The organism is Streptomyces sp. NPDC051217 (genome assembly GCF_044455465.1).
Lineage (GTDB): Bacteria > Actinomycetota > Actinomycetes > Streptomycetales > Streptomycetaceae > Streptomyces.
Genome location: NZ_JBITEV010000001.1, coordinates 318,301 through 337,803, shown reverse-complemented (window position 1 = coordinate 337,803; position 19,503 = coordinate 318,301). Strand labels below are relative to the sequence as shown.

Sequence of the window (19,503 nt, the reverse complement as noted above, 5' to 3'; positions counted from 1 at the left end):
AACCACTTGCCCCGAACTCCGTGCGGGATGTCCGTCACGGCGCCGTCCCGCTAAAGTGCGCGCCCATGACTGACGACGTACGCGACATCGTTCTCGGGGTGCTCGCCGCCGGTATCTGTGCCTCCCTCGGCTGGCTCGCCCGTACCTATCTCTGGCGCCGCAAACTGGCCCGGAAGCAGGCGTTCTTCGGGCTGCCGGGCAACTCCGAGTGCCTGCTGGTCGTCAACCGGGAGGCGGGCGGCGACGGGGCCGTCCACCGTCATGACGTCTTCGCGCTTCTTGAGATGTCCGCGCTGATCAAGGACTGCGGCGCGCACGCGCAGATAGTCCAGCACGACTCGGCGCAGCAGGGTTTCGGTGAGCGGACGGAGTTCTGTCTCGGCGGCCCGGCGTCGAACCGCCGGATGGCCGCCCATCTCTCCTCGTTGCTGCCCGGTGTCAAGATCAACACGGATCCGGACCCGGGCCCGGACCGCGGTGCCTTCCAGATCGGCACCGAGCGGTACCGCGTCGATCCGGGTGTGGAGGAGTACGTCATCCTGGCGCGGCTGACCGCCGGGCAGGAATCCCGGCCGGTCTTCCTCTTCTGCGGACAGCGGGCCATCACCAATCAGGCGGCTTCGCGCTATCTGGCCAGGCACCACGAGAAGCTGGCGCGCAAGCACGGACGCGACACGTTCTGTCTGCTGCTGAAGGTGGTCAACTCGCAGGCGTACGGCCCCGATGTGGTCGAGCTGGTCGCCGATGTCACCAAGGCGGCGCGGGAGCCGGCCCCGGCCGTACGCACCTCGCACCGGGCGACGAGCTGAAGGGCGCCCGGCGGGGCGGGCGGAGGGCCGGGAACGGGACAGGGGTACGGGCCGGAAGGGAGAGAAGAGCGGCGCCCTCGCCGTGCCTCACGACGACGCGGGCCCGCTCCATGTCGGACACGGCCCCTCCCGGCGCGCAGCTGACCTTCTCCCCGGCCACGCCCGACCCATGGTGCCGGTCGGTCCCGCGGCGCGAGAAGTGATCTCCGGCTGCCGCCGAAGGGCCCTCCCGCCGGAAGCGGGAGGCGGGCCATGTCCCCTTGAGCTACCGCGCGTCGGGCGGCGGCGGGACCATCCCCGCGTGCGTGGAGCACGGCGGACGGGCGCGGCATCCGTGGCCTCTGCGGGCACGACCGCCGTCACCTTGGGGATGAACGGCAAATCGTAGTCCAGATCCGCCGCGATGAGTTCGCCCGCGTACCCGAACTCCCGGACCGGGGAATCCGGTCGGGGGTGTGTGGATGCGTCGTGGATTCGGCCGCGGCTCCCGCCGCGGACCGCCCGTCGGACCGTGGTCGACGGCCATACACTGCCCTCCCCGTTCTCTGCTCTGTCGAGGTCAGCGCAAACTATCCAGCGCACCAAGGGACTTCACACCCGACACGCATAAATCGGGCATAAGCCGTATTAACGTCCAGGAGGCCCGGCCCGCCGCTCAGGCCTCGGACGCCTCCGCGTACACCTGCGACAGTTCGGGCGCGCCACTGACGGCCCAGTCGAGACCGGCCTCCACGACCTGGATCTCCCGGCCGGAGACGAGCCGCACGACGGGATGGCCGCCGGGCCAGATGTGCCAGGCCGCCCCCTCGACCGTACGGACGATGACCGTGCCGAGATACAGCCCCGCGTCGTTGCCCAGCCAGGGCAGCTCCTCGGGGTCGTCGCGCCAGCGCGGGGGCAGTTGGTCCAGAGCCTCCAACGAGGCCGGGGAATCGTCCAGTTCGAGCCCGGACTGCGCCGCCCGGACGCGCAGCAGCTCGCACTCCGAGAGCAGTTCGGCCACGCCCTCCGCGTCATCCCCGACGACGGACGCCTGCGAAGCCCCCTCGTCCGCTCCGTTCCTTTTGCGCCAGTTATCCAAGAAAGGGATGTTCATACCACTCAGCCTGCCATTTCCCCGTGCCCGCGCACCTCAGGGCACGCGGGCGGTATCAGAGGCAGAATGCCCACGGCCAGACCCGCCGATGCCGACCGCGCCCCGGAACATCAGAGGTCGAGATCCACGACGACCGGGGCGTGGTCCGAAGCACCCTTGCCCTTGCGCTCCTCACGGTCGACATAACTGTCCTTGACGGCGGCGGTGAAGGGCCCGTTGCCGTAGACGAGGTCGATCCGCATACCCCGGTTCTTCGGGAACCGGAGCTCGCGGTAGTCCCAGAAAGTGTACGGCTGGTCGTACTTGAGCGGACGCGGCATCACATCGGCCAGACCGCTCTCACGGAGCGCGGCAAGCGCGGCACGCTCGGCGGGCGTCACGTGGGTGGCGCCCTCGAACAGCGCAGGGTCCCACACGTCCTGGTCGGTCGGCGCGACGTTGAAGTCACCGAGGACGGCGAACGGCCGGTCCTCCGCGCTCTGCTCGGCCACCGCCGCGCGCAGCGCCTCCAGCCAGCGCAGCTTGTACGCGTAGTGCTCGTGGGTGACCTCGCGGCCGTTGGGCACATACACCGACCAGATCCCGACACCGCCGCAGGTCGCCGAGATGGCGCGGGGCTCCTCGACACCCTCGTACTCCGGGGCGCCGGGCAGGCCCTTGACCACGTCGTCCAGACCGACGCGGGAGATCAGCGCCACGCCGTTCCATCTGCCCGAGGCGTTGACCGCGGACTCGTAACCCAGCTCGCGCAGGGCGTCGGAGGGGAACTGCTCCAGGGTGGTCTTGGTCTCCTGGACGCACAGCACGTCCGTGCCCGTGCTCTCCAGCCAGGCCAGCAGCCGCGGCAGCCGGGCGGTGATCGAATTGACATTCCAGGTGGCGATGCGCATGGACCACAGCCTATCCGCGGGGTCCGACAGTCACCCTCGCGACCGTCGCCGTTCGCCGGTCACAGCTCGGCCGTCACAGCTCGGCAGTCAGCGCCCGGTGGTCACACGTCGGTGGCCTCGCCGGGGGCGAGCCTGCTGTGGCCCGCGCCCCCGAAGCGGCCGATCATGCCGTCGTACAGAGGCCGCGCCAGGTCGGTGAGGAGCGCGTCGTGGATGTCGAAGGTGCGCTGCGGCTTGACCTCGCGTACGTAGTCGATCACTTCGGAGATTTTGTTCCAGGGGGCGTGCACCGGGAGCATCAGCGTCTCGACGGGCCGGCCGGGGACGGTCAGCGCGTCGCCGGGGTGGAAGAGCGAACCGTCCACCAGGTAGCCGACGTTGGTGATCCGCGGGATCTCGGGATAGATCACCGCGTGGAGTTCTCCGTGCACCTCCACGTCGTAGCCCGCCGCCGTGAAGGTGTCACCGTGACCCACGGTGTGCACCCGCCCCGGAAAGGCCGCCGACAGCTGCTCCGCGACACTGCGCAGGGTCCAGATCTCGGCCGCGGGGTTGCTTTCGAGGGCGGCCCGCAGCCGGCCTTCCTCGAAGTGGTCGGGGTGCTCGTGCGTGACGAGAATGGCGTCGGCGCCGATCGCCGCGTCCTCCTCACTGAAGACGCCGGGGTCGACGACGAGCGTCCGCCCGTCCTTCTCCAGTCGAACGCAGGCATGGGACTTCTTGGTGAGTTTCACCGTGATCACCTCGTGTTGCGGTTCCCGGGCGGTGTTCCGTACGACACCGGCATCGCACCCTCCCATCGTCGACATCCGTCACCACGACAGCAAACGGGCGGGCCTGATCCGAACGGCAGACCCTACGTGTCGGGCGTGGTCTCCTCCTGGACGACCGCGGCGACGACACGGAACGCGGCGTTCGCCGCCGGGAAGCCGCAGTAGACGGCCGCCTGGATGAGCACTTCCTTGATCTCGGCCGGAGTCAGGCCGTTGCGCAGGGCGGCCCTGGTCTCGACGGCGAGCTCGTCCAGGTGACCGCCGGCGACGAGGGCCGTCAGCGTGACGCAGCTGCGGCTGCGGCGGTCCAGGCCCTCCCGGTTCCACACCTCGCCCCAGGCGTAGCGGGTGAGGAGCTCCTGGAAGTCACCGGCGAAACCGGCCGTCTCGGCCATGACCTGGTCGACGTGGGCGTCACCGACGACCTCCCTGCGCACCCGCATGCCCGCCTCGTAAGGATCCGGGCGTACGGCGGCCTGGGCCTGCGGCTGCTCGGCGGACGCGATCTCGGCGACGGGGGAGGTCATCGGCGACACGGTCGGCGGCCCCGCGGGCGCGCCGGGCCCCGGATAGGTGGCCCAGTCGGGCAGCACCGTCAGACCGGTCGAGGTGTCGGAGGGGTTCTGCCAGGCGGTGGAGAAGTGGCGTACGAGGAGATCCGTGACAGCGGCCGGCTGCTCGACGGGCGCCAGGTGGGACGCTCCCGGCACCAGGGCGAGCCGGGCGTCCGGTATCCCGGCGACCAGCGTGCGGGCCTCGGCGGGGCCGGTGACCTTGTCCTCGGCGCCGACCAGGACGAGCGTGGGTACGCCGATACGGCCCAGCTCCGCCCGTACGTCGAACGCGGCGAGCGCCTCGCACGCGGCTATGTAGCAGCCCGGGTCGGTCGTACGGACCATCTGGACCGCCCATTCGACGATCGCGGGCTGGGCGGCGGCGAAGCCGGCCGTGAACCAGCGCTCGGGCGCCGAGCGGGCCATCGGGTCGAGACCGTTCGTACGGACGATGACACCGCGCTGGCGGAACTCGTCCGCCGTGCCGAACCGCGGCGAGGACGCCACCAGCGCGAGCGAGGCGACCCGGTCGGGGCGGCGCAGCGCCAGCTCCGCGCCGATCGCGCCGCCGATGGAGCAGCCGGCGTAGCCGAAGCGCTGCACGCCGAGTCCGTCGAGCGTGGCGAGGAGCCGGTCCGCCAGCTCGGGGACGCCGGTGGCGGGGTGGGCGGGCGCGCCGCCGTGGCCGGGCAGGTCGAACCGGACCACCCGCCAGTGCTTGGCCAGCTCCGGCGTCTGCCTGTCCCACATGTGCCATGTGGTACCGAGCGAGGGGCCCATCACGAGGATTGGGGCGTCTTCTGGCCCGTCAAAGCGATATTGGAGGGTCTGCAGCGTCGTCTCGCTCATCCGCCTCACGCTCTCATATCTCACAATCTCTCACGACCGGGCGGTCTGTCCCCCTCCGGACCCATGCAGTCCGCCCCACACTGTGGCAGCTCCGCGAAGATCCTCCACACCCGGCTTGACGTACCACTTCTTCGTGGTTTTCACGTTCGTGTGTCCCGCCCACCGAGCCAACAGGTGGTCCGGCACGCCCTTGTTGGCCAGGTACGTGAAGCAGGATGCCCGAGCGTCGTACAGGCGCACCTGGCGGAGCCCTAGCAGCCCCATGATCCGGTAGGCCCGTCGGCGGAGTTGCTTGATGTTCCGAGCCTCCCCGATCTCGTCCACCAGGACGTAGCCGGAGTCAACGTAATCCGGACCGAGGGCCAGCTTTTCCTTGGCCTGGAGAGACTTGAACGACCGGAGCGCATCCCATACCGGAGCGGGCAAGGGAAGCTCTCGTTCTCCGGCCAAGGACTTGGTGTCTTTCTCCACCACCGTCTTGTTCCCCATCATCGTCCGAGTGTTGGCGATGCTGAGAGTTCCGGATTCCAAGTCGATATCCTCCCAACGGAGTCCGCAGACTTCTGCGGGCCGGAGACCCATGAGGGAAAGCAGGAGCGGTCCGCGAGGGCTGCTGGGATCGGGGTTTCACGGAGACGGGCAGAGGCCGACAGGATGGTGAGCACGCGGCGGCTTAATTCGGCGCGAGCTTGGTGCGCGAGGCTGATGCGCCTGTTGCGGGCCTCCAGGCGTGGGGTGATGACAAAGCCGACGAAAAGGGCCGTCACCGCTGGGAGCAAGATGGCGCTGATCCACGTGGGCATACGGCGATCTGAGGTATGCGGCGACTGCCGGTGGGCGGTTCGGCGGGCAGCCGTGTGCTTCCGGAGCTGGCCAGGACGTGATTGCTGCTACTGAACTTGAATGTGTGATGTCGGCTTGATCGGGGTCAGCCCCCTATGGTCGGGCCGGTGCCTATGAGGCAGCCGTCGATGAGGGTTCGCGGCGGCGAGATTGCCGATCATCCGTTTCACCAGAGACCAGATGCCCTCCTGCGGGTTGAGGTCAGGTGCGTAGGACGGAAAGTGGAAAACGGTCAGCCAGTCCTCGTTCGCGGCGATAAAGTCCTTCATCTGCGGCATGAGATGGGTACGCAGGTTGTCCCAGACCAGGACGATGGGGCCCTTGAGTTGGTTGTGCGCCCGCACGATGAGGTCACGGTAGTCCTGCCAGGTGAAACCCCTGGGTTCGCCCTTTCGACCCCGGTGGAAGCGGAAGCTGTAGATCAGCCTCGACCGGTCTCCGCGGCGGAAGCAGGTCATACCCGCCATCGAAACCCGTCCGGAGCCGCGGCCCCGGACGCGGACGACCGGCGTTCGGCCGATGCGGCCCCAGGACCTTGCGCGTGGCGGCCTCAGCGACTGGCCGGCCTCGTCCCCGAAGACGATCCAGGCTCCGAGGGCCACCGCCATGCTTCTACCTGCGGCCACACCTCCTTTGTCCACAACTCAACGGCCCCGTCGTCACGTTCGATCGCCCGCCGGGCCGGCTGCTGCCACGACCAGCCATGGGCGAGCGGGCCACGCTCCAACTCCCGTTCCAGCCCGGCCATCTGCACACTCGACAGCCTCGGGCGCCCGGACGAGCCCATTGACCGGACACCCTCCTGGCCCCGCTCACGCCACTGACGGCGCCGGCGCTCCACCGACCGCTCGCTCACCCGCAGCGCGGCCGCGATCTCCCCGTTCTTCGCGCCGCTCTCGAAGCGACCGACCGCCTCCAGCCGGGCCCGGATGTGCGCCGGGTCCCAGGGGCTGGTGGTGATGAAGTTGGCCAGCGCCTGACGATTGCCGTCCTCCCCGAGCCGGGCGGCCGTCGGCTCGACCGACTTACGCTGCCCGTCGGTCAGCAGCCCTCACAGATAAACCTGCCCCCACCGGCGCTGATCCTTGCGCGCGAACGGCTCGGACACCTCCGCCGCGAACATCTCCAACTCATCATGCACCACAGCAATCTTGTCCGGAGTCACACACTCTCAACGCCACACCCGGCCGGCAGGACACGCACCACCACAACCGACCTGACCAAGCCCTACTAGTGACCTGAATCAAAGATTCCCTGGTAGTTCGAGGCGTCTCGTCGAGTCGGGTCCTGTGGACTGCGACCCAGGTCAGTGGCAGCCGAGCCCCACCAGCTCGCTGGCGAGAACTACCGAAGAATCTCCGACTCGGGTCACTAGCTAGGCGGTGCTGCCAACTCCGATGAGGTTGATGGGGACGGAGACGGTCCAGTCGCCGTAGCCGAGCAGGTGCAGCCACGGCTCGCCGAGCGAGGCCGCCGCCGGTGTCGGCCTCCGCCTGAACCCTCGTCGTCATCGATTTCGCGAACCCGCTCGGTGATGCAGGGCCGCATCGTCATGCGGTAGTGCGTCATCCCCGCAATATCGTCGTTGGTCTCTCTCTCCCGCCCTGTGGAGACCCGCGCGATGTCTGGAGAAGCCGACGCGTGGGTGATTCTTATGCGATCCGAAGGTTCCCACTAATCCTTCAAGTCCAGCACAGCGCGAGGGATGGAGAATTCCAGCGCCTGCTGAAGGGCGCGCACTGGGCATCAAACCGGTACCGCAGATTTACGGGGTGGCCTCGTGAGGGATCGGTACAACAATGTGCGCCCGCGGGGCTGGCGAGCTACCCACTGGGCGGAGCCAAATGATGCGATGTTATGCGGTGGGGTTCGCTTTCTCCGGTGGAGTGGCAGCCCCGTCGCAATCGTCCGATGATCCTATGGAGGCATCTGAAATGTGGGATGATATCTTCGAGCTACACATCCCGGTCGCCGAAAAAGTAATTCGGACGCTGATGGTCTATGTCCTCATCCTGGCGCTCTTCCGCCTCACAGGAAAACGCGGCCTCGCAAGCCTCAACGCATTCGATTTCGTCGTCATCTTCCTTCTGTCGAATGTAGTGCAAAATTCGATCATCGGCAACGATCAAAGTGTCACCGGTGGCGCGATCGGCGCTGTGACCTTGGTCATGGCCAATGCTGCCATCAACCGCTGGTTGGCGATCGACGAGCGGGCTGCCAGCGTCATCGAAGGAACACCAACCACGGTTATCAAGGACGGAAAGCCCGTACAGAGAGCCATCAGACGTCTCGGACTTCGTTCTGATGAACTGAACGATGCCGTTCGCAAACAGACAGGAAGCGAGATCAGCAGTGTCGCACATTCCCGTCTGGAGCCGGACGGACGACTTGTCGTCGTGCTTCGGTGGGAGGAGACGAATGCGACTCGGAGGGACATCGACGAACTGGAACGCCGACTCATCACCATCGAAGACCTTCTGCGGGCCCGTCCCGAACGGGCCGACGAAGAAAGCTGAAAACAGATGGCTTCTGGTCCTGTTGTCACATCCGCTTTCAAATATCTAAAACGAGCTGCTCACCAGGGCATGGGAGTGCCCAGTCTATCGCTGCCGCCATGACACCCTCCGCCGGGGCCACCACACGGCGACGCTCCATCCCGCTATCGACCCGAAGGTGCGGGCCTGATCCTGGGTGCATGACACCTGGGCTCGCACGCCCTTGCTCATCACCAGGCAACCGCGCAAACTGAAGGAGATGCGTCCTACGCGATCTGACTCTCGCCCGGGCGCCCCCGGCTTGCGTAAGAAAGTAACGCTCCTCAACTTAAGTCAATTTTATACGAACACGAGAAACGGATGAGGCTGATACCGGAAGCCAGCAGGCTGACAAAGGAAAGCGGAGTGGGTAGCACTCTCTCCCAGCTAGGCGGACAGGGAAATGGAGAAAAAAGGTGGTCACACACTTGTCGGTCCCAAACCGAAATGCAAAAATGCCGGGCCGCTCTGACACCGCGGACACGACTAAGCGTGACAACGAACTCGGCGAGTTTCTGCGCGCGGGCCGCGCACGGATCGAACCCGGTGACGCCGGACTCGCCCCTGGTGTCTCGGGCCGCCGCGTTCGTGGTCTCCGACGGGAAGAGGTCGCCGTCCTCGCCGGGGTCAGCGCGGACTACTACGCACGCCTTGAGCAGGGGCGCGAGCGTAATCCCTCGGCGCAGGTGATCGAGGCCATAGCGCGTGCGCTTCGGCTTCCCGTCGACGCACGCGCGCATCTCTACCGGCTGGCGCGGCTGATACCTCAGTCCCCGCCGGACACTCGCCGCGACCAAGTTCACCCGTCGCTCCTACGCCTGCTGGAGACCTTTCCTCTGGTGGCCGCCTACGCGCTCGGCCCGGCCTTCGACGTACTGGCGACCAACACAATCGCCGACGCGCTCCTCTCGCCGTTTGCGGACGAGCGGAACATGCCACGCATTCTGTTCACCCACCCCCGGGCCAAGGCGGTGTTCACGGACTGGGATCTACTGCGCCGCAGCACGGTGTTCGCACTGCGTCTGAACGCCGGGCGATTCCCTGACGACGCCGGCATCACCAACCTCGTAGCCGAGCTGCGCCGGACCTCACCAGAATTCCGCGAGCTGTGGGACGACCACAAAGTCGGGAACTTGACCCGGACCTTCAAGGTCTTCGTACACCCCACGGCAGGGCGCATCGAGCTGACCTATCAGACCTTCGATGTGGTCGACGCTCCCGGGCAGCTGCTGCTGGTGGGGACCCCCGAGCGCGGAAGCCGGAGCGAGGAGGCACTGGCCTACCTGGCCTCCATGGCGGAACCGACCTGACCCTTAGCGCCCGACCGAATTCCGCGCCCCCCGCTCAGCTCAGCACATTTCCAGCGAAACACCGCCCTCCCCGGCGCGGATCCGACCGCCACGCTGGAAGGCCACCGGCGCCGGCACATGAGTCGGTCCCACATCCGCCCACCATCGGACAGGAATCCTGATATGGCCGAGGTTCTCGAAGTGACCAGTCTCCGACCCGCACCCGGGCTCAGCCCGGAGGACTTCGTCACGGCGAACGCGGACATCAACGCCTACCTCAAGCGGCAGCCCGGCTTCCAATGGCGCCGCATCATGCTGCGAGAGGACGGCACGATCCTGGACATCGTCGCCTACGACAGCATGGAGCACGCCCGTGCCGGAGCCGCTGGGATCACCGGTGAGATGGCGAACTCGCCGGTGCACGACACGATCGACCACAGCACCGTCGACTGGCAGATGACCACCGTGCTCCAGCATGTCGTCTGACGCTCCACGGACTGTCACCCGGTTGTGCGGCCGCCCTCGGCCTCGATCACGGTGGGGCAACTCTTGGCCGGAAGAGGCAAGAGGCCCAGGCAGGGGGTGCCACACCCAGGCTCGCGCGGCCTTCTTCCCTGCGTCAAATGCCTCAAGAATTGACCTGTCGGCACCCGCCGGCAAACGTCTCCGTATCTGGAGTCCCCATGAATGCGCCCGCCGTCCCCAACGCCGGAGTGTCAACCACAACCTTGACCATGACGGTTGATGGTCTGGCCTTTAAAGGAGCTGACACTTTCGACGTCATCAACCCAGCCACGGGCACTGTCTGCGCGACAGCGCCTCACTGCTCGCGCGATCAGCTGGATCTGGTCGTGGCATCCGCTCGTGCCGCGTTTCCGTCCTGGTCGCGCCGGACCGTGGCGGAGCGGAGCGATTTCCTTGTGGCGATGGCTGAGACCGTCGACGCTCACGCCGACGAACTGGCCGCACTGGTCACCCTTGAGCAGGGAAAGCCACGCGCCTTGGCTGCCGCGGAGGTCGCGGGGCTGAGCCACTGGCTGCGCGAGACCGCCACTCTCGATATTCCTGAGACCGTGAACCAAGACGACGACGAACGGCTTTCGATCACCCGGCACGTGCCGCTGGGAGTGGTCGCCGCCATCACACCCTGGAACTACCCGATCGGCCAGGCTTCCTTCAAGATCGGTCCAGCCCTTCTGGCCGGCAACACGGTGGTCCTCAAGCCCTCCGCCCTCGCACCGCTCGCCAACCTCAGGCTGGGCGAGATCCTCCGTGATTGCCTGCCTCCCGGTGTGCTCAACGTCATCACCGGAACAGATGAGCTCGGTCCCTGGATGAGCGCGCACTCCGGCTTCGACAAGATCAGCTTCACCGGCTCGACCCGGACCGGAAAGCGCGTGATGGAGAGCGCCGCCCGATCTCTGACCCGGGTGACCCTCGAACTGGGTGGTAACGACCCCGCGATCGTTCTTCCCGACATCGACGTCAAGCGGGTCGCACCGCAGCTGTTCTGGGCAGCCTTCGCCAATTCCGGTCAAATTTGCCTGGCGGCCAAGCGCATCTACATCCACGCGGACATCTACGACGAGATGGCCCAGGAACTGGCGACGCTGGTCCGGGACGTGCGCGTGGGCGACCCTACGAGCGAGGATGTGCAGCTTGGCCCTGTATCGAACAGTCGGCAGTATGAAACTGTACTGGGCCTGCTGCGGGACTGCTACGACCAGGGATACACCTTTCTTACGGGGGGTCTTCCGGCGCCCGACGAAGCCGGTTTCTTCATTGAGCCCACCCTCGTCGACAACCCGCCCGACGAGTCCCGCATCGTCCGCGAGGAGCAGTTCGGTCCGGTTCTGCCACTACTCAAATACACGGATGTCGCCGACGTGGTCGCTCGTGCCAACAAGGGACCCTTCGGCCTCGGCGCATCGGTGTGGTCGTCCGACAGCGATGCGGGCCGAAGCCTGGCCGAGCGACTGCAGGCTGGGACCGTCTGGGTCAACGAAGTCATGCACCTCGATCCCTCGGTTCCCTTCGGAGGGCTCAAACAGTCCGGCATGGGGGTCGAAAGCGGCCTGGGGGGCGTACTGGAATTCACCGAGTCCCAGACGGTGACGGTCAAGCGGGCTGCGATGTGATCGGCGAGAGGCACCGAGCGACCGCTCGCCGTTGGTGTCCTTGTGGGGGACCACGACTGGGTAAGGAGTCAGGACACGGTCACGTAGCCGTGCCTTCAGCTACTCATCGCGTTGAGCGACCTCCGGACCGCCGGGAGCTGCACGTGTTCTCACGCGGCAAGGTTTTCAAGGCGCCACTGACGAGGTGACATCCCGTAGGTTTTTTTGAACGCGCGGCTGAAATGCGAGGCGCTGGCGAAGCCCCATCGTCTGGCGACAGATTCGATGGTCGCGTGCCGACCACGAGGTGAAACAAGCTCCCGGCGGCTCTCCTCCAGGCGCTGGGTCCTGATCCAGTCGCCCAGCGAAATACCGGCCCTGGACAGCACCAGGTAGAGCTGCCGTACGGAGATGTGATGTTCGGCGGCGACCCGCGAGGCGCTCAGATCACTGTCGCCCAGATGGGCCCGCAGGTATGTCATGACGTGCTGCTGAAGGGTTCGGTGAGGCGGCTCGGCGGCGACGTCCGACCGTTGATCCTGGGTGGTGGCGATCAGGGCACGTATGAGTTCGATGCACGAGGGGCCCAGCAGGTCCGGTTCGCGGTTGTGGTCGGGGCCCGTGCTGTGCACCAGCTGCCGGAAATACGTTGCGGCGACCTCTGCGGTCGGGTGGCTGGGGTCGATGGTCCGGGCGGAGGCCGCCCTCAGTACGGAGGAAGGAAGCGCGAGCACGTTGCGTGGCACGCTCACGGTGATCTGTTCCACGGCCTGCGTGCCGGAGAGGACAAACGGCTGGGAGTTGTCGTGGATGACGAACTCCCCGGGCCGCACCACTGCCTCTCGTTCATTCTGCCTGACCACGCAGGTCCCGGAGAGCTGCATGGTGAGAACCACGGTTTGCTCGACGTTGTCCTGCGAGGCGTTCTGCGTTCTCCGGATAGAGAGTGAATTCCCTCTGATGGTCGAGACGGAGACCGCCCCAAGTGTTATGACCGACAGCGGGCGGTATATGCTCGTGGGCTCGTCGCTGTGATTTACCTCTGGTGTGCCGGCTTGTCGACGCGCCATCTCGCGGATATATTCTTCCCGCTCCTGCGGCGCCAAGGTACTGGTGTTGAAATGTGCGGCCAAAACGCCTCACCCTCTCCGCCTCCCGAGCCTGGCTGCCGCCGAAAGACCAGTACGGTTCGCCCGGTCGGCGGTAACCGCATGAGAAATAACGCTACGCCGCCGGGGGCGAAGTCGCAGGTCCAGTCTCTCTGCTCAGGGCTTGCGAGCGACCTGCTTCGAGTGAGCGGGCCGACGGCCGAGAGGGACGTGAGCGGCGAATTCAGCGAGTGACGACCACTTTGCCGACCCGTCCGCCTGTCTCGACGAGTCGGTGGGCCTCACGCAGGCCGGCCGCGCTGAAGTCCCTGATGGTGGTGGTCGCGGTGGTGCGGACGCGTTGGTCGTCAACCAGGGCCGCCACATGCTCCAGGAGTTTCTTCTGCTCGATCATGTCCGGGGTTTCGAGCATCGAGCGCGCGAACATCAGTTCCCAGTGCCAGGCGATGCATTTGAGCTTCAGCGGGAGCAGGTCCAGGTGCTCCGGCTCGTCGATGGCCGTGATGTGCCCAAAGGGCCGGATGATCTCGGCGAATGACTCGATGTTGCCGGCCGAGTGCGAACTGAAGATGTAGTCCACGCCCTCGGGTGCCACCTTCCCCACGGTGGCGACCAGGTCGTGGTGGTCCACGACCGCGTCGGCTCCGAGTTCCCGTACCCAGTCGGAGGACTCGGGGCTGCCGGCCGTCGCGAGTACTCTCAGACCGGTGAGTTCCTTGGCCAGCTGGATCATGATCGAGCCGACACCGCCCGGCCCTCCGATGATCAGCAGGGTTCCCTGGGAGTCCTTGGACAGCTCGAAGCGTTCGAACAGACTCTCCCAGGCGGTGATGGTGGTCAGCGGAAGCGCCGCCGCCTCGGCATGCGACGGACTCGTCGGGGCCCGGCCCACGATGCGCTCGTCCACCGCCTGACAGTCCGCGTTGCTCCCGGCACGGTTGAAGTCACCCGCGTACCAGACTTCGTCACCGACGCGCAGTGTGGTCACCTCCGGGCCCAGCGCCTCCACCGTGCCCGCCGCATCGAACCCCAGCACGCGGGGCTGTTCGGACGGAGTCAAGTCCGCGCGTGCCTTCACGTCCGCCGGGTTGACCGAGACGGCCGACACCCGTACCAGGACATCCCGGGGCCGTAGTTCGGGGACAGGCACCTCCACGTCCTGGAGGCTCTCCGGATCCTCGACCGGCAGACCCCGGAAAGATCCCACGCCATTCATTTTCTCTTTCGGCATTTCTTTTCTCCTTAGCGGCAGCTCTGTCCCGTCTGACGTGCCACACCGTTGCGTCGGGTTCTACGCAAACACTAGTTCTCACACTCGGCGCCAGCTCCGGTGATGCACGTTGGGTCAAGACCTCCGCACAGGCGGTCAATAAAATTGCGAAAACTGCCCCTAAGCTTGAAACGTAGACGTATGCCCTCGCCGGCACCCAAGAGCGAAAGAGGAAGAAAGAGCGCCGGACAGTCATCGAATGAAAGGCCTGTACGATCATGGATTCGGATACCAACTCAGCGGAGGGCGCGCTCGGGCGGGAGAAGGAAAGGGGCGTTCTCACGGAGTCAGATCCGATCGTGCTGCGAGCAGTGCGTAGCAGAGCCGTAGTGGTGCCCCTGCGCCGGCCCATCGTGGCGGGAATAGGCGAATTCGACCGATGGCCCCTGGTCCTGGTGGATGTGGAAACCAGTGACGGTGTTGTCGGAAGCAGTTACATCGCCCCCTACCGTGCGGCGGCCATGCCCGCGATCGTGGCCGAGCTCCGTGATCTCAGCGATGTCTGGGCGGGCCGGCCGCTCGCGCCCGCCGACGCTTTCGCCGAGTTCGGCAAGGACCTCAATGTGGTGGGAATCGCCGGCCTCTCGATGATCACCAGGTCGGCGCTGGACATGGCGCTCTGGGACGCTCTGGCGAAGTCCGCGGGTCTGCCCCTGGTGAGCCTGCTCGGTGGGACGATCGGGCCGCTGGCGACCTACAACAGCAATGGGCTGTGGCGGCACAAGGTCGATACGTTGGCCGCCGAGGCGCGCGAACTGCGCGACGAGGGCGGCTTCGGCGCGATGAAACTCCGGCTGGGCGATCCCGACTTGCGAAAAGACCTGGCAGCTGTGGAGGCGGTGCGGGACGGTGTGGGCACGGACGTCAACGTGATGGTCGACTTCAACCAGGCACTGGGATACGGGGACGCTGTACGGCGGTGTCACGAACTGGACGAGCGGGGTCTCTACTGGTTCGAGGAACCCATCGCGTACGACAATGTGGAGGGCTACGCCCGCCTGGCGGGCAAGGTGAGGACTCCCCTGCAGTGGGGCGAGAACTTCTACGGCCCGCGTGACCTCTTCACCTATCTCCGGGGCGGAGCCGTTCCCTACGCGATGGCGGATCTCATGCGCATCGGGGGAGTGTCCGGATGGCTCCAGGCGTCCGGTCTTGCCGCCGCGGCCGGCACTCAGCTGTCGAGTCATCTCTACCCGGAGATCGCGGCACACCTGCTGCGCGTCACGCCCACCGCCCACTGGTTGGAGTGGGTCGACTGGGCTCACCCCGTACTTGAGGACCCCTGTCTGCCCGTCGAAGGAACGGTCACCCCGTCGAACCGGCCGGGCATCGGCGTCACCTGGGACGAGAAGGCCGTCAGGAAATACACCGTGGCCACCTGAAGCCGCTTCCGGGCCTCCGGACGGCGTCACGCGAAGCTCACAGATGAAGGAGTTGGCTATGTCCACTCAATCCGTTGCTCCGTCACATGTAGCCCCTCCTCTGGGAAGTTGGGTGGCACCGGACTACGAGGTGGTGGCGAAGTTCAGCGACCTGATGCCGACGGGCGTCACCGTCACCGACGAGGGACGGATCTTCGTATCCTTCCCGCGATGGGGTGACGATGTCCCCTACACGGTCGCCGAAGTGGTGAACGGCGAGGCTGTCGCCTATCCCAACGCCGAAATCAACACATGGGCTCCGAACGGGAGCCCCGACAGCCTTGTCTCCGTGCAGAGCGTGATCACCGACCCCGCCGGACATGTGTGGCTCCTCGACACGGGCAGCCACTCCTTCGCGCCGTGGGTGGAGAACGGTCCGAAGCTCGTCGAGGTCGATCCCGCCAAGGACCAGGTCGTCCGGATCGTGCGCCTCGACGCCGAAGCACTGAACTCGACGACCTACCTCAATGACGTGCGATTCGATCTCTCCCGCGGAACGGGCGGATACGCCTACGTCACCGACTCTCAGCCCGAGGGCGCGCTGATCGTGGTCGACCTCGGATCCGGACGGAGTTGGAGCCGGCTCCGAGGCAACGCTTCCACCAGGGCAACGGACGGCTTCCGTGCGATCGTTCAGGGTACGGTCCGTGAGAACTACGCGGTCGGCGCCGACGGTATCGCGATCAGCGCGGACGGTTCTCTCCTGTACTACTGCCCCCTTTCCGGCCGACGTCTCTACAGTGTGCCGACCAGTGCCCTGACCGACCGCTCGCTCGGCGACGAGCAGGTGGCCGCGGCCGTTGTGGACCTGGGTGACAAAGGCTGCTCCGACGGGCTTGAGTCGGACACGGCAGGCAACGTCTACGCGACAGCCTACGAACACAGCGCCGTCCTCAAGCGAGCCCCGGACGGTACGTGGTCGACGCTGCTGCACGCCCCCGCTCTGCTGTGGCCGGACACACTGGCCCTGGCCGCAGACGGCTACCTCTACGTGAGCGTGAACCAGCTGCCCAGGACACCGCTGTTCAACAACGACGTCGACGACCGCATACCCCCGTACCAGGTAGTCCGTGTCCACGTCGGTGCACGCCCCGTACGCCTGACGCGGGACAGCGGGAGCAGCTGATCCCCCGAGCCGGCGGCAGTGCGGGCTCACCCCGACAGAAGGAACGAGTGCGATGAATACGCCCTACGACCTGATCGCCCAGGTACCCGCCTTCTCCCTGACCAGCGACGACATCCAGGACGGGGGGAAGATACCGCTGCCTCAGGCGAGCGGGATCCTCGGTGCGGGGGGTTCCGACATCTCCCCGCAGCTGAGCTGGTCCGGCTTTCCGGCGGAGACCAAGAGCTTCGCGGTGACCATGTACGACCCCACCGCACCCACCGGAAGCGGATTCTGGCACTGGGCGGTCGCCGACATCTCCGCCGAGGTCACTGAACTGCCGACCGGGGCGGGCGACGCGGCTGGCACCGGCATACCCGACAAGGCGTGGCAGCTCCACAACGACGCGGGAATGCCGCGCTACCTCGGCGCGGCCCCGCCGCCCGGCAGTGGCGAGCACATCTACTACATCGCCGTACACGCCGTTGACGTGCGGACCCTGGACCTGGACAAATCGGCACGACCGGCTCTCCTGGGATTCAACCTGGCCGCCCATACACTCGCGCGAGCCGTGATCACGGCGGGGTTCACAGTCGAAGGCTGACAGAGCAGTCCGGAGGCACCGGGGCCGTCCCCGATTGAACGATCGGGTTGACCGTTCGGCTGGTGGGCGTCAGTCGATGTCGATCACGATTTTGCCGTGGGCGCTGCCGTTCTCCACGGCCGCGTGGGCGTCGGCAACGGTGTCGAGGGTGAAGTTCCGGTGATCGAGCAGGGGCTTGAGTGCCCCTCTGTCGGCGAGGGCGGCTGCCTCGCGCATGATCTCCCCGTGGTGTTCCCGCCCGCGGCCGGTCAAGAGGGGCAGCAGGGTGAAGACACCGGAGTAGGTGGCTCCGCGGAAGGAGAGGGGTGCGATGCTGTGGGTACCCCACCCCAAGGCGCTCACGACGTGGCCGGTGTAGGTGCGTACCGCTGCGAAGGACGCGTCGAGTACGGGTCCGCCGACGGTGTCGAAGATGACGTCGAAGCCCTCGCCGGCGGTGTACCTGGTGACGTACGCGTCAACGGCGGTGGTGGTGTAGTCGATCGGCGTCGCCCCCAGGCCCTGGACGACGTCCAGTCGCGAGGGCGACGCGGTGGCGAAGACCTCGGCACCAAAGGCTCGGGCGATCTGAACCGCCACGTGGCCGATACCGCCGGCGCCGCCGTGGACGAGCACCTTCTGCCCTACCTGGACGTGCGCCCGGTCGACCAGGCCCTCCCAGGCCGTGATGACGACCAGGGGCAGGGCCGCGGTCTCGCGCATGGTGAGTGAGGTCGGTTTGCGGGCGAGCAGGCGGGCGTCGACGGCCGCGTACTCGGCGAGCGAGCCCTGCAGGTCACCGACGCCACCGGTCATGCCGTAGACCTCGTCGCCGGGGGCGAAGCCGGTGACACCCGCGCCGAGCTCCTCAACCACGCCGGCGAGATCCATGCCGAGGACGGCGGGCAGAGTGATCTTGGCGTGGGCAGCAGCACCGGCACGGATCTTGGTGTCCAGTGGGTTGACGCCGCTGGCTTTGACTTTGACCAGCACCTGCCCCGGGTCGGCGGTGGGCTTCTCCATCTCGCTCAGGATCAGCGGAGTACCGAACTCTTGCAGAACCAATGCGCGCACGAGTGAGCTCCCTTATGTCTTGTCAGTGAGGTGCGGAGGTCAGCCTGGAGGCCCCGCCGGGAAAGCTGAGAGCCAACTCCGCGGGCCGCTGTCCATCGAGTCGGGGGTACACCGCACCAGCGCCGAGGGCGTTCCTCCGGGAAGCAGGATCAGACGAGGTGGCCGCCGAGAACGGAGAGGAACTGGAGTTTGTTGTGGCTTTCGCTGCCGGGGCTGGCTGTGAAGACCGTGAGGATCTGGGACTGGTCGGGGTCTATAAGGCTCTGCCCGTGCAGTTCCATGGAACCGACCTGGGGATGGTTGATGCGCTTGGGTGCGCAGTACGGGCCGATGACGGGGTGCTCGTTCCAGATCTCGGTGAATTCCTCGCTGCTCTCGAGCAGTGCCTGGACGACGGCGGAGACGCGGGGGTTGGCGGGGTCGCGGGTGTGGGCGCCGTGCAGCTGGGCGGTGATGGTTCGGCCGTTGCCGGGGTGGTCCTCGGCGGGGAAAAGCTGCCGTTCGGCGGGATCGGTGAACCAGCGGTAGGCCAGGGCACGGGCCATGCCCGTGTGCCGGGTCTGATCTCCGATCAGGAGAGCGGAGAACCGGTTCTGCGCAAGAGTCTCCCCGAGATGGTTCATGATCTGCGCCGGGGTGTCTTCCATACGCTGGAAAATCGCGAGCATGCCGGGGTTGATGTGGTCGGAGCGGGAGACGCGCAGGGGCGTGGCGTAGCCGCCGAGCCGGAAGAGATGATCACGTTCGTCCAAGGACAGGCGGAGCCCGTGGGCGATGGCGGCGAGCATCTGTTCGGATGGGCGGGGCCCGCGCTGCTGCTCAATGCGGCTGTAATAGTCGCTCGACATACTGCTGAGGGCAGCGATCTCTTCACGGCGCAAACCAGCTGTACGCCGACGGCCGGTGCGGGGCAGACCGACATCCTCGGGCCGCAACGCCTCGCGCCGGGTGCGCAGGAAATCGGCAAGCTCTGCGCGGTCCATGCACCCTCTCCTCTCCGTACAGGCAGCGGCGGCAATCCCTCGATGAGGAGCCCCCGGGGCTCCCCTCCCGCGAAGCGCCGCTCAGGTCAGGTGTACACCAGCTTCACAGAGTGCGAAGGCTGATGAAGGGCTCAGCCAGGGACCGTCTGTCCGTGGCTGACGCACCGCCGACGCGGTAACACGCGACCTGGATCGTCTATTACC

19 protein-coding genes and 2 pseudogenes are annotated in these 19,503 nt (G+C 66.5%); 8 read left to right on the top strand and 13 right to left on the bottom strand.

What is annotated here, in order from left to right:
* Positions 1 to 65 precede the first annotated feature (65 nt).
* On the top strand, positions 66 to 809 hold the full coding sequence (locus tag ACIBBB_RS01660) for a hypothetical protein (RefSeq protein ID WP_398977601.1): 744 nt from the start codon (positions 66 to 68) through the stop codon (positions 807 to 809).
* 655 nt (positions 810 to 1,464) lie between these two features.
* Here ACIBBB_RS01660 and ACIBBB_RS01655 read toward each other — a convergent pair.
* The 9 genes and pseudogenes from ACIBBB_RS01655 to ACIBBB_RS01615 form a co-directional block, all read right to left on the bottom strand.
* Complete coding sequence (locus tag ACIBBB_RS01655) at positions 1,465 to 1,905, bottom strand: DUF6278 family protein (protein WP_398977599.1); 441 nt, start codon at positions 1,903 to 1,905, stop codon at positions 1,465 to 1,467.
* 110 nt (positions 1,906 to 2,015) lie between these two features.
* Positions 2,016 to 2,795, bottom strand: a complete 780-nt coding sequence (locus ACIBBB_RS01650) for an exodeoxyribonuclease III (protein ID WP_398977597.1) — start codon at positions 2,793 to 2,795, stop codon at positions 2,016 to 2,018.
* Between the two features lie 101 nt (positions 2,796 to 2,896).
* The gene (locus tag ACIBBB_RS01645) at positions 2,897 to 3,529 is read right to left on the bottom strand and encodes an MBL fold metallo-hydrolase (protein ID WP_398977595.1); all 633 of its coding nucleotides are present in this window, start codon (positions 3,527 to 3,529) and stop codon (positions 2,897 to 2,899) included.
* Positions 3,530 to 3,651: 122 nt separating this feature from the next.
* Positions 3,652 to 4,971, bottom strand: coding sequence for an alpha/beta fold hydrolase (locus ACIBBB_RS01640; RefSeq protein ID WP_398977593.1), 1,320 nt, complete (start codon positions 4,969 to 4,971; stop codon positions 3,652 to 3,654).
* A gap of 30 nt (positions 4,972 to 5,001) precedes the next feature.
* Entirely contained in the window at positions 5,002 to 5,553 is a 552-nt protein-coding gene (locus tag ACIBBB_RS01635; RefSeq protein ID WP_398977591.1) for a site-specific integrase, read from the bottom strand.
* A 308-nt stretch (positions 5,554 to 5,861) separates the two neighbouring features.
* Positions 5,862 to 6,422, bottom strand: coding sequence for a transposase (locus ACIBBB_RS01630; RefSeq protein WP_398977590.1), 561 nt, complete (start codon positions 6,420 to 6,422; stop codon positions 5,862 to 5,864).
* The gene (locus tag ACIBBB_RS01625; RefSeq protein ID WP_398978765.1) at positions 6,365 to 6,562 is read right to left on the bottom strand and encodes a winged helix-turn-helix domain-containing protein; all 198 of its coding nucleotides are present in this window, start codon (positions 6,560 to 6,562) and stop codon (positions 6,365 to 6,367) included. Before ACIBBB_RS01625 ends, ACIBBB_RS01630 begins: the two co-directional genes overlap by 58 nt.
* Before the next feature lie 27 nt (positions 6,563 to 6,589).
* A pseudogene (locus ACIBBB_RS01620) lies at positions 6,590 to 6,730 on the bottom strand (helix-turn-helix domain-containing protein); the annotation flags it as partial.
* Positions 6,731 to 6,937: pseudogene (locus ACIBBB_RS01615) on the bottom strand (transposase); the annotation flags it as partial.
* 796 nt (positions 6,938 to 7,733) lie between these two features.
* Between ACIBBB_RS01615 and ACIBBB_RS01610 the strand changes: the two are divergent.
* The 4 genes from ACIBBB_RS01610 to ACIBBB_RS01595 all read left to right on the top strand — a co-directional run bounded on the left by ACIBBB_RS01610 (position 7,734) and on the right by ACIBBB_RS01595 (position 11,775).
* Complete coding sequence (locus tag ACIBBB_RS01610) at positions 7,734 to 8,330, top strand: DUF421 domain-containing protein (RefSeq protein ID WP_398977588.1); 597 nt, start codon at positions 7,734 to 7,736, stop codon at positions 8,328 to 8,330.
* A gap of 473 nt (positions 8,331 to 8,803) precedes the next feature.
* Positions 8,804 to 9,658 carry a helix-turn-helix domain-containing protein gene (locus ACIBBB_RS01605; RefSeq protein ID WP_398977587.1) on the top strand — a complete coding sequence of 285 codons (855 nt, stop codon included), beginning with the start codon at positions 8,804 to 8,806 and terminating at the stop codon, positions 9,656 to 9,658.
* A gap of 180 nt (positions 9,659 to 9,838) precedes the next feature.
* Positions 9,839 to 10,123: a hypothetical protein gene (locus ACIBBB_RS01600; RefSeq protein WP_398977585.1), complete on the top strand. Its 285-nt coding sequence runs from the start codon at positions 9,839 to 9,841 to the stop codon at positions 10,121 to 10,123.
* A gap of 197 nt (positions 10,124 to 10,320) precedes the next feature.
* Entirely contained in the window at positions 10,321 to 11,775 is a 1,455-nt protein-coding gene (locus ACIBBB_RS01595) for an aldehyde dehydrogenase family protein (protein ID WP_398977583.1), read from the top strand.
* Between the two features lie 149 nt (positions 11,776 to 11,924).
* Here ACIBBB_RS01595 and ACIBBB_RS01590 read toward each other — a convergent pair whose 3' ends face one another.
* Together ACIBBB_RS01590 and ACIBBB_RS01585 are read right to left on the bottom strand one after the other, a co-directional pair.
* Entirely contained in the window at positions 11,925 to 12,887 is a 963-nt protein-coding gene (locus ACIBBB_RS01590; RefSeq protein ID WP_398977581.1) for a helix-turn-helix domain-containing protein, read from the bottom strand.
* A gap of 199 nt (positions 12,888 to 13,086) precedes the next feature.
* Positions 13,087 to 14,079, bottom strand: a complete 993-nt coding sequence (locus tag ACIBBB_RS01585) for a zinc-binding alcohol dehydrogenase family protein (protein ID WP_398978763.1) — start codon at positions 14,077 to 14,079, stop codon at positions 13,087 to 13,089.
* Between the two features lie 353 nt (positions 14,080 to 14,432).
* On the opposite strand from ACIBBB_RS01585, the gene ACIBBB_RS01580 reads away from it, so the two are divergent.
* The 3 genes from ACIBBB_RS01580 to ACIBBB_RS01570 all read left to right on the top strand — a co-directional run bounded on the left by ACIBBB_RS01580 (position 14,433) and on the right by ACIBBB_RS01570 (position 17,263).
* Positions 14,433 to 15,515 (top strand): enolase C-terminal domain-like protein, encoded by a 1,083-nt coding sequence (locus ACIBBB_RS01580; RefSeq protein ID WP_398977579.1) that lies wholly within the window; start codon positions 14,433 to 14,435, stop codon positions 15,513 to 15,515.
* A 112-nt stretch (positions 15,516 to 15,627) separates the two neighbouring features.
* A complete protein-coding gene (locus ACIBBB_RS01575; protein WP_398977577.1) occupies positions 15,628 to 16,680 on the top strand; it encodes an SMP-30/gluconolactonase/LRE family protein in 1,053 nt (350 codons plus the stop codon).
* Between the two features lie 52 nt (positions 16,681 to 16,732).
* Positions 16,733 to 17,263: a YbhB/YbcL family Raf kinase inhibitor-like protein gene (locus tag ACIBBB_RS01570; RefSeq protein WP_398977575.1), complete on the top strand. Its 531-nt coding sequence runs from the start codon at positions 16,733 to 16,735 to the stop codon at positions 17,261 to 17,263.
* Positions 17,264 to 17,332: 69 nt separating this feature from the next.
* On the opposite strand, the gene ACIBBB_RS01565 is transcribed toward ACIBBB_RS01570, so the two are convergent.
* Both ACIBBB_RS01565 and ACIBBB_RS01560 read right to left on the bottom strand, forming a co-directional pair.
* On the bottom strand, positions 17,333 to 18,265 hold the full coding sequence (locus ACIBBB_RS01565) for a zinc-dependent alcohol dehydrogenase family protein (protein ID WP_398978761.1): 933 nt from the start codon (positions 18,263 to 18,265) through the stop codon (positions 17,333 to 17,335).
* 200 nt (positions 18,266 to 18,465) lie between these two features.
* On the bottom strand, positions 18,466 to 19,299 hold the full coding sequence (locus ACIBBB_RS01560) for a helix-turn-helix transcriptional regulator (protein ID WP_398977573.1): 834 nt from the start codon (positions 19,297 to 19,299) through the stop codon (positions 18,466 to 18,468).
* Between the last annotated feature and the right edge of the window lie 204 nt (positions 19,300 to 19,503).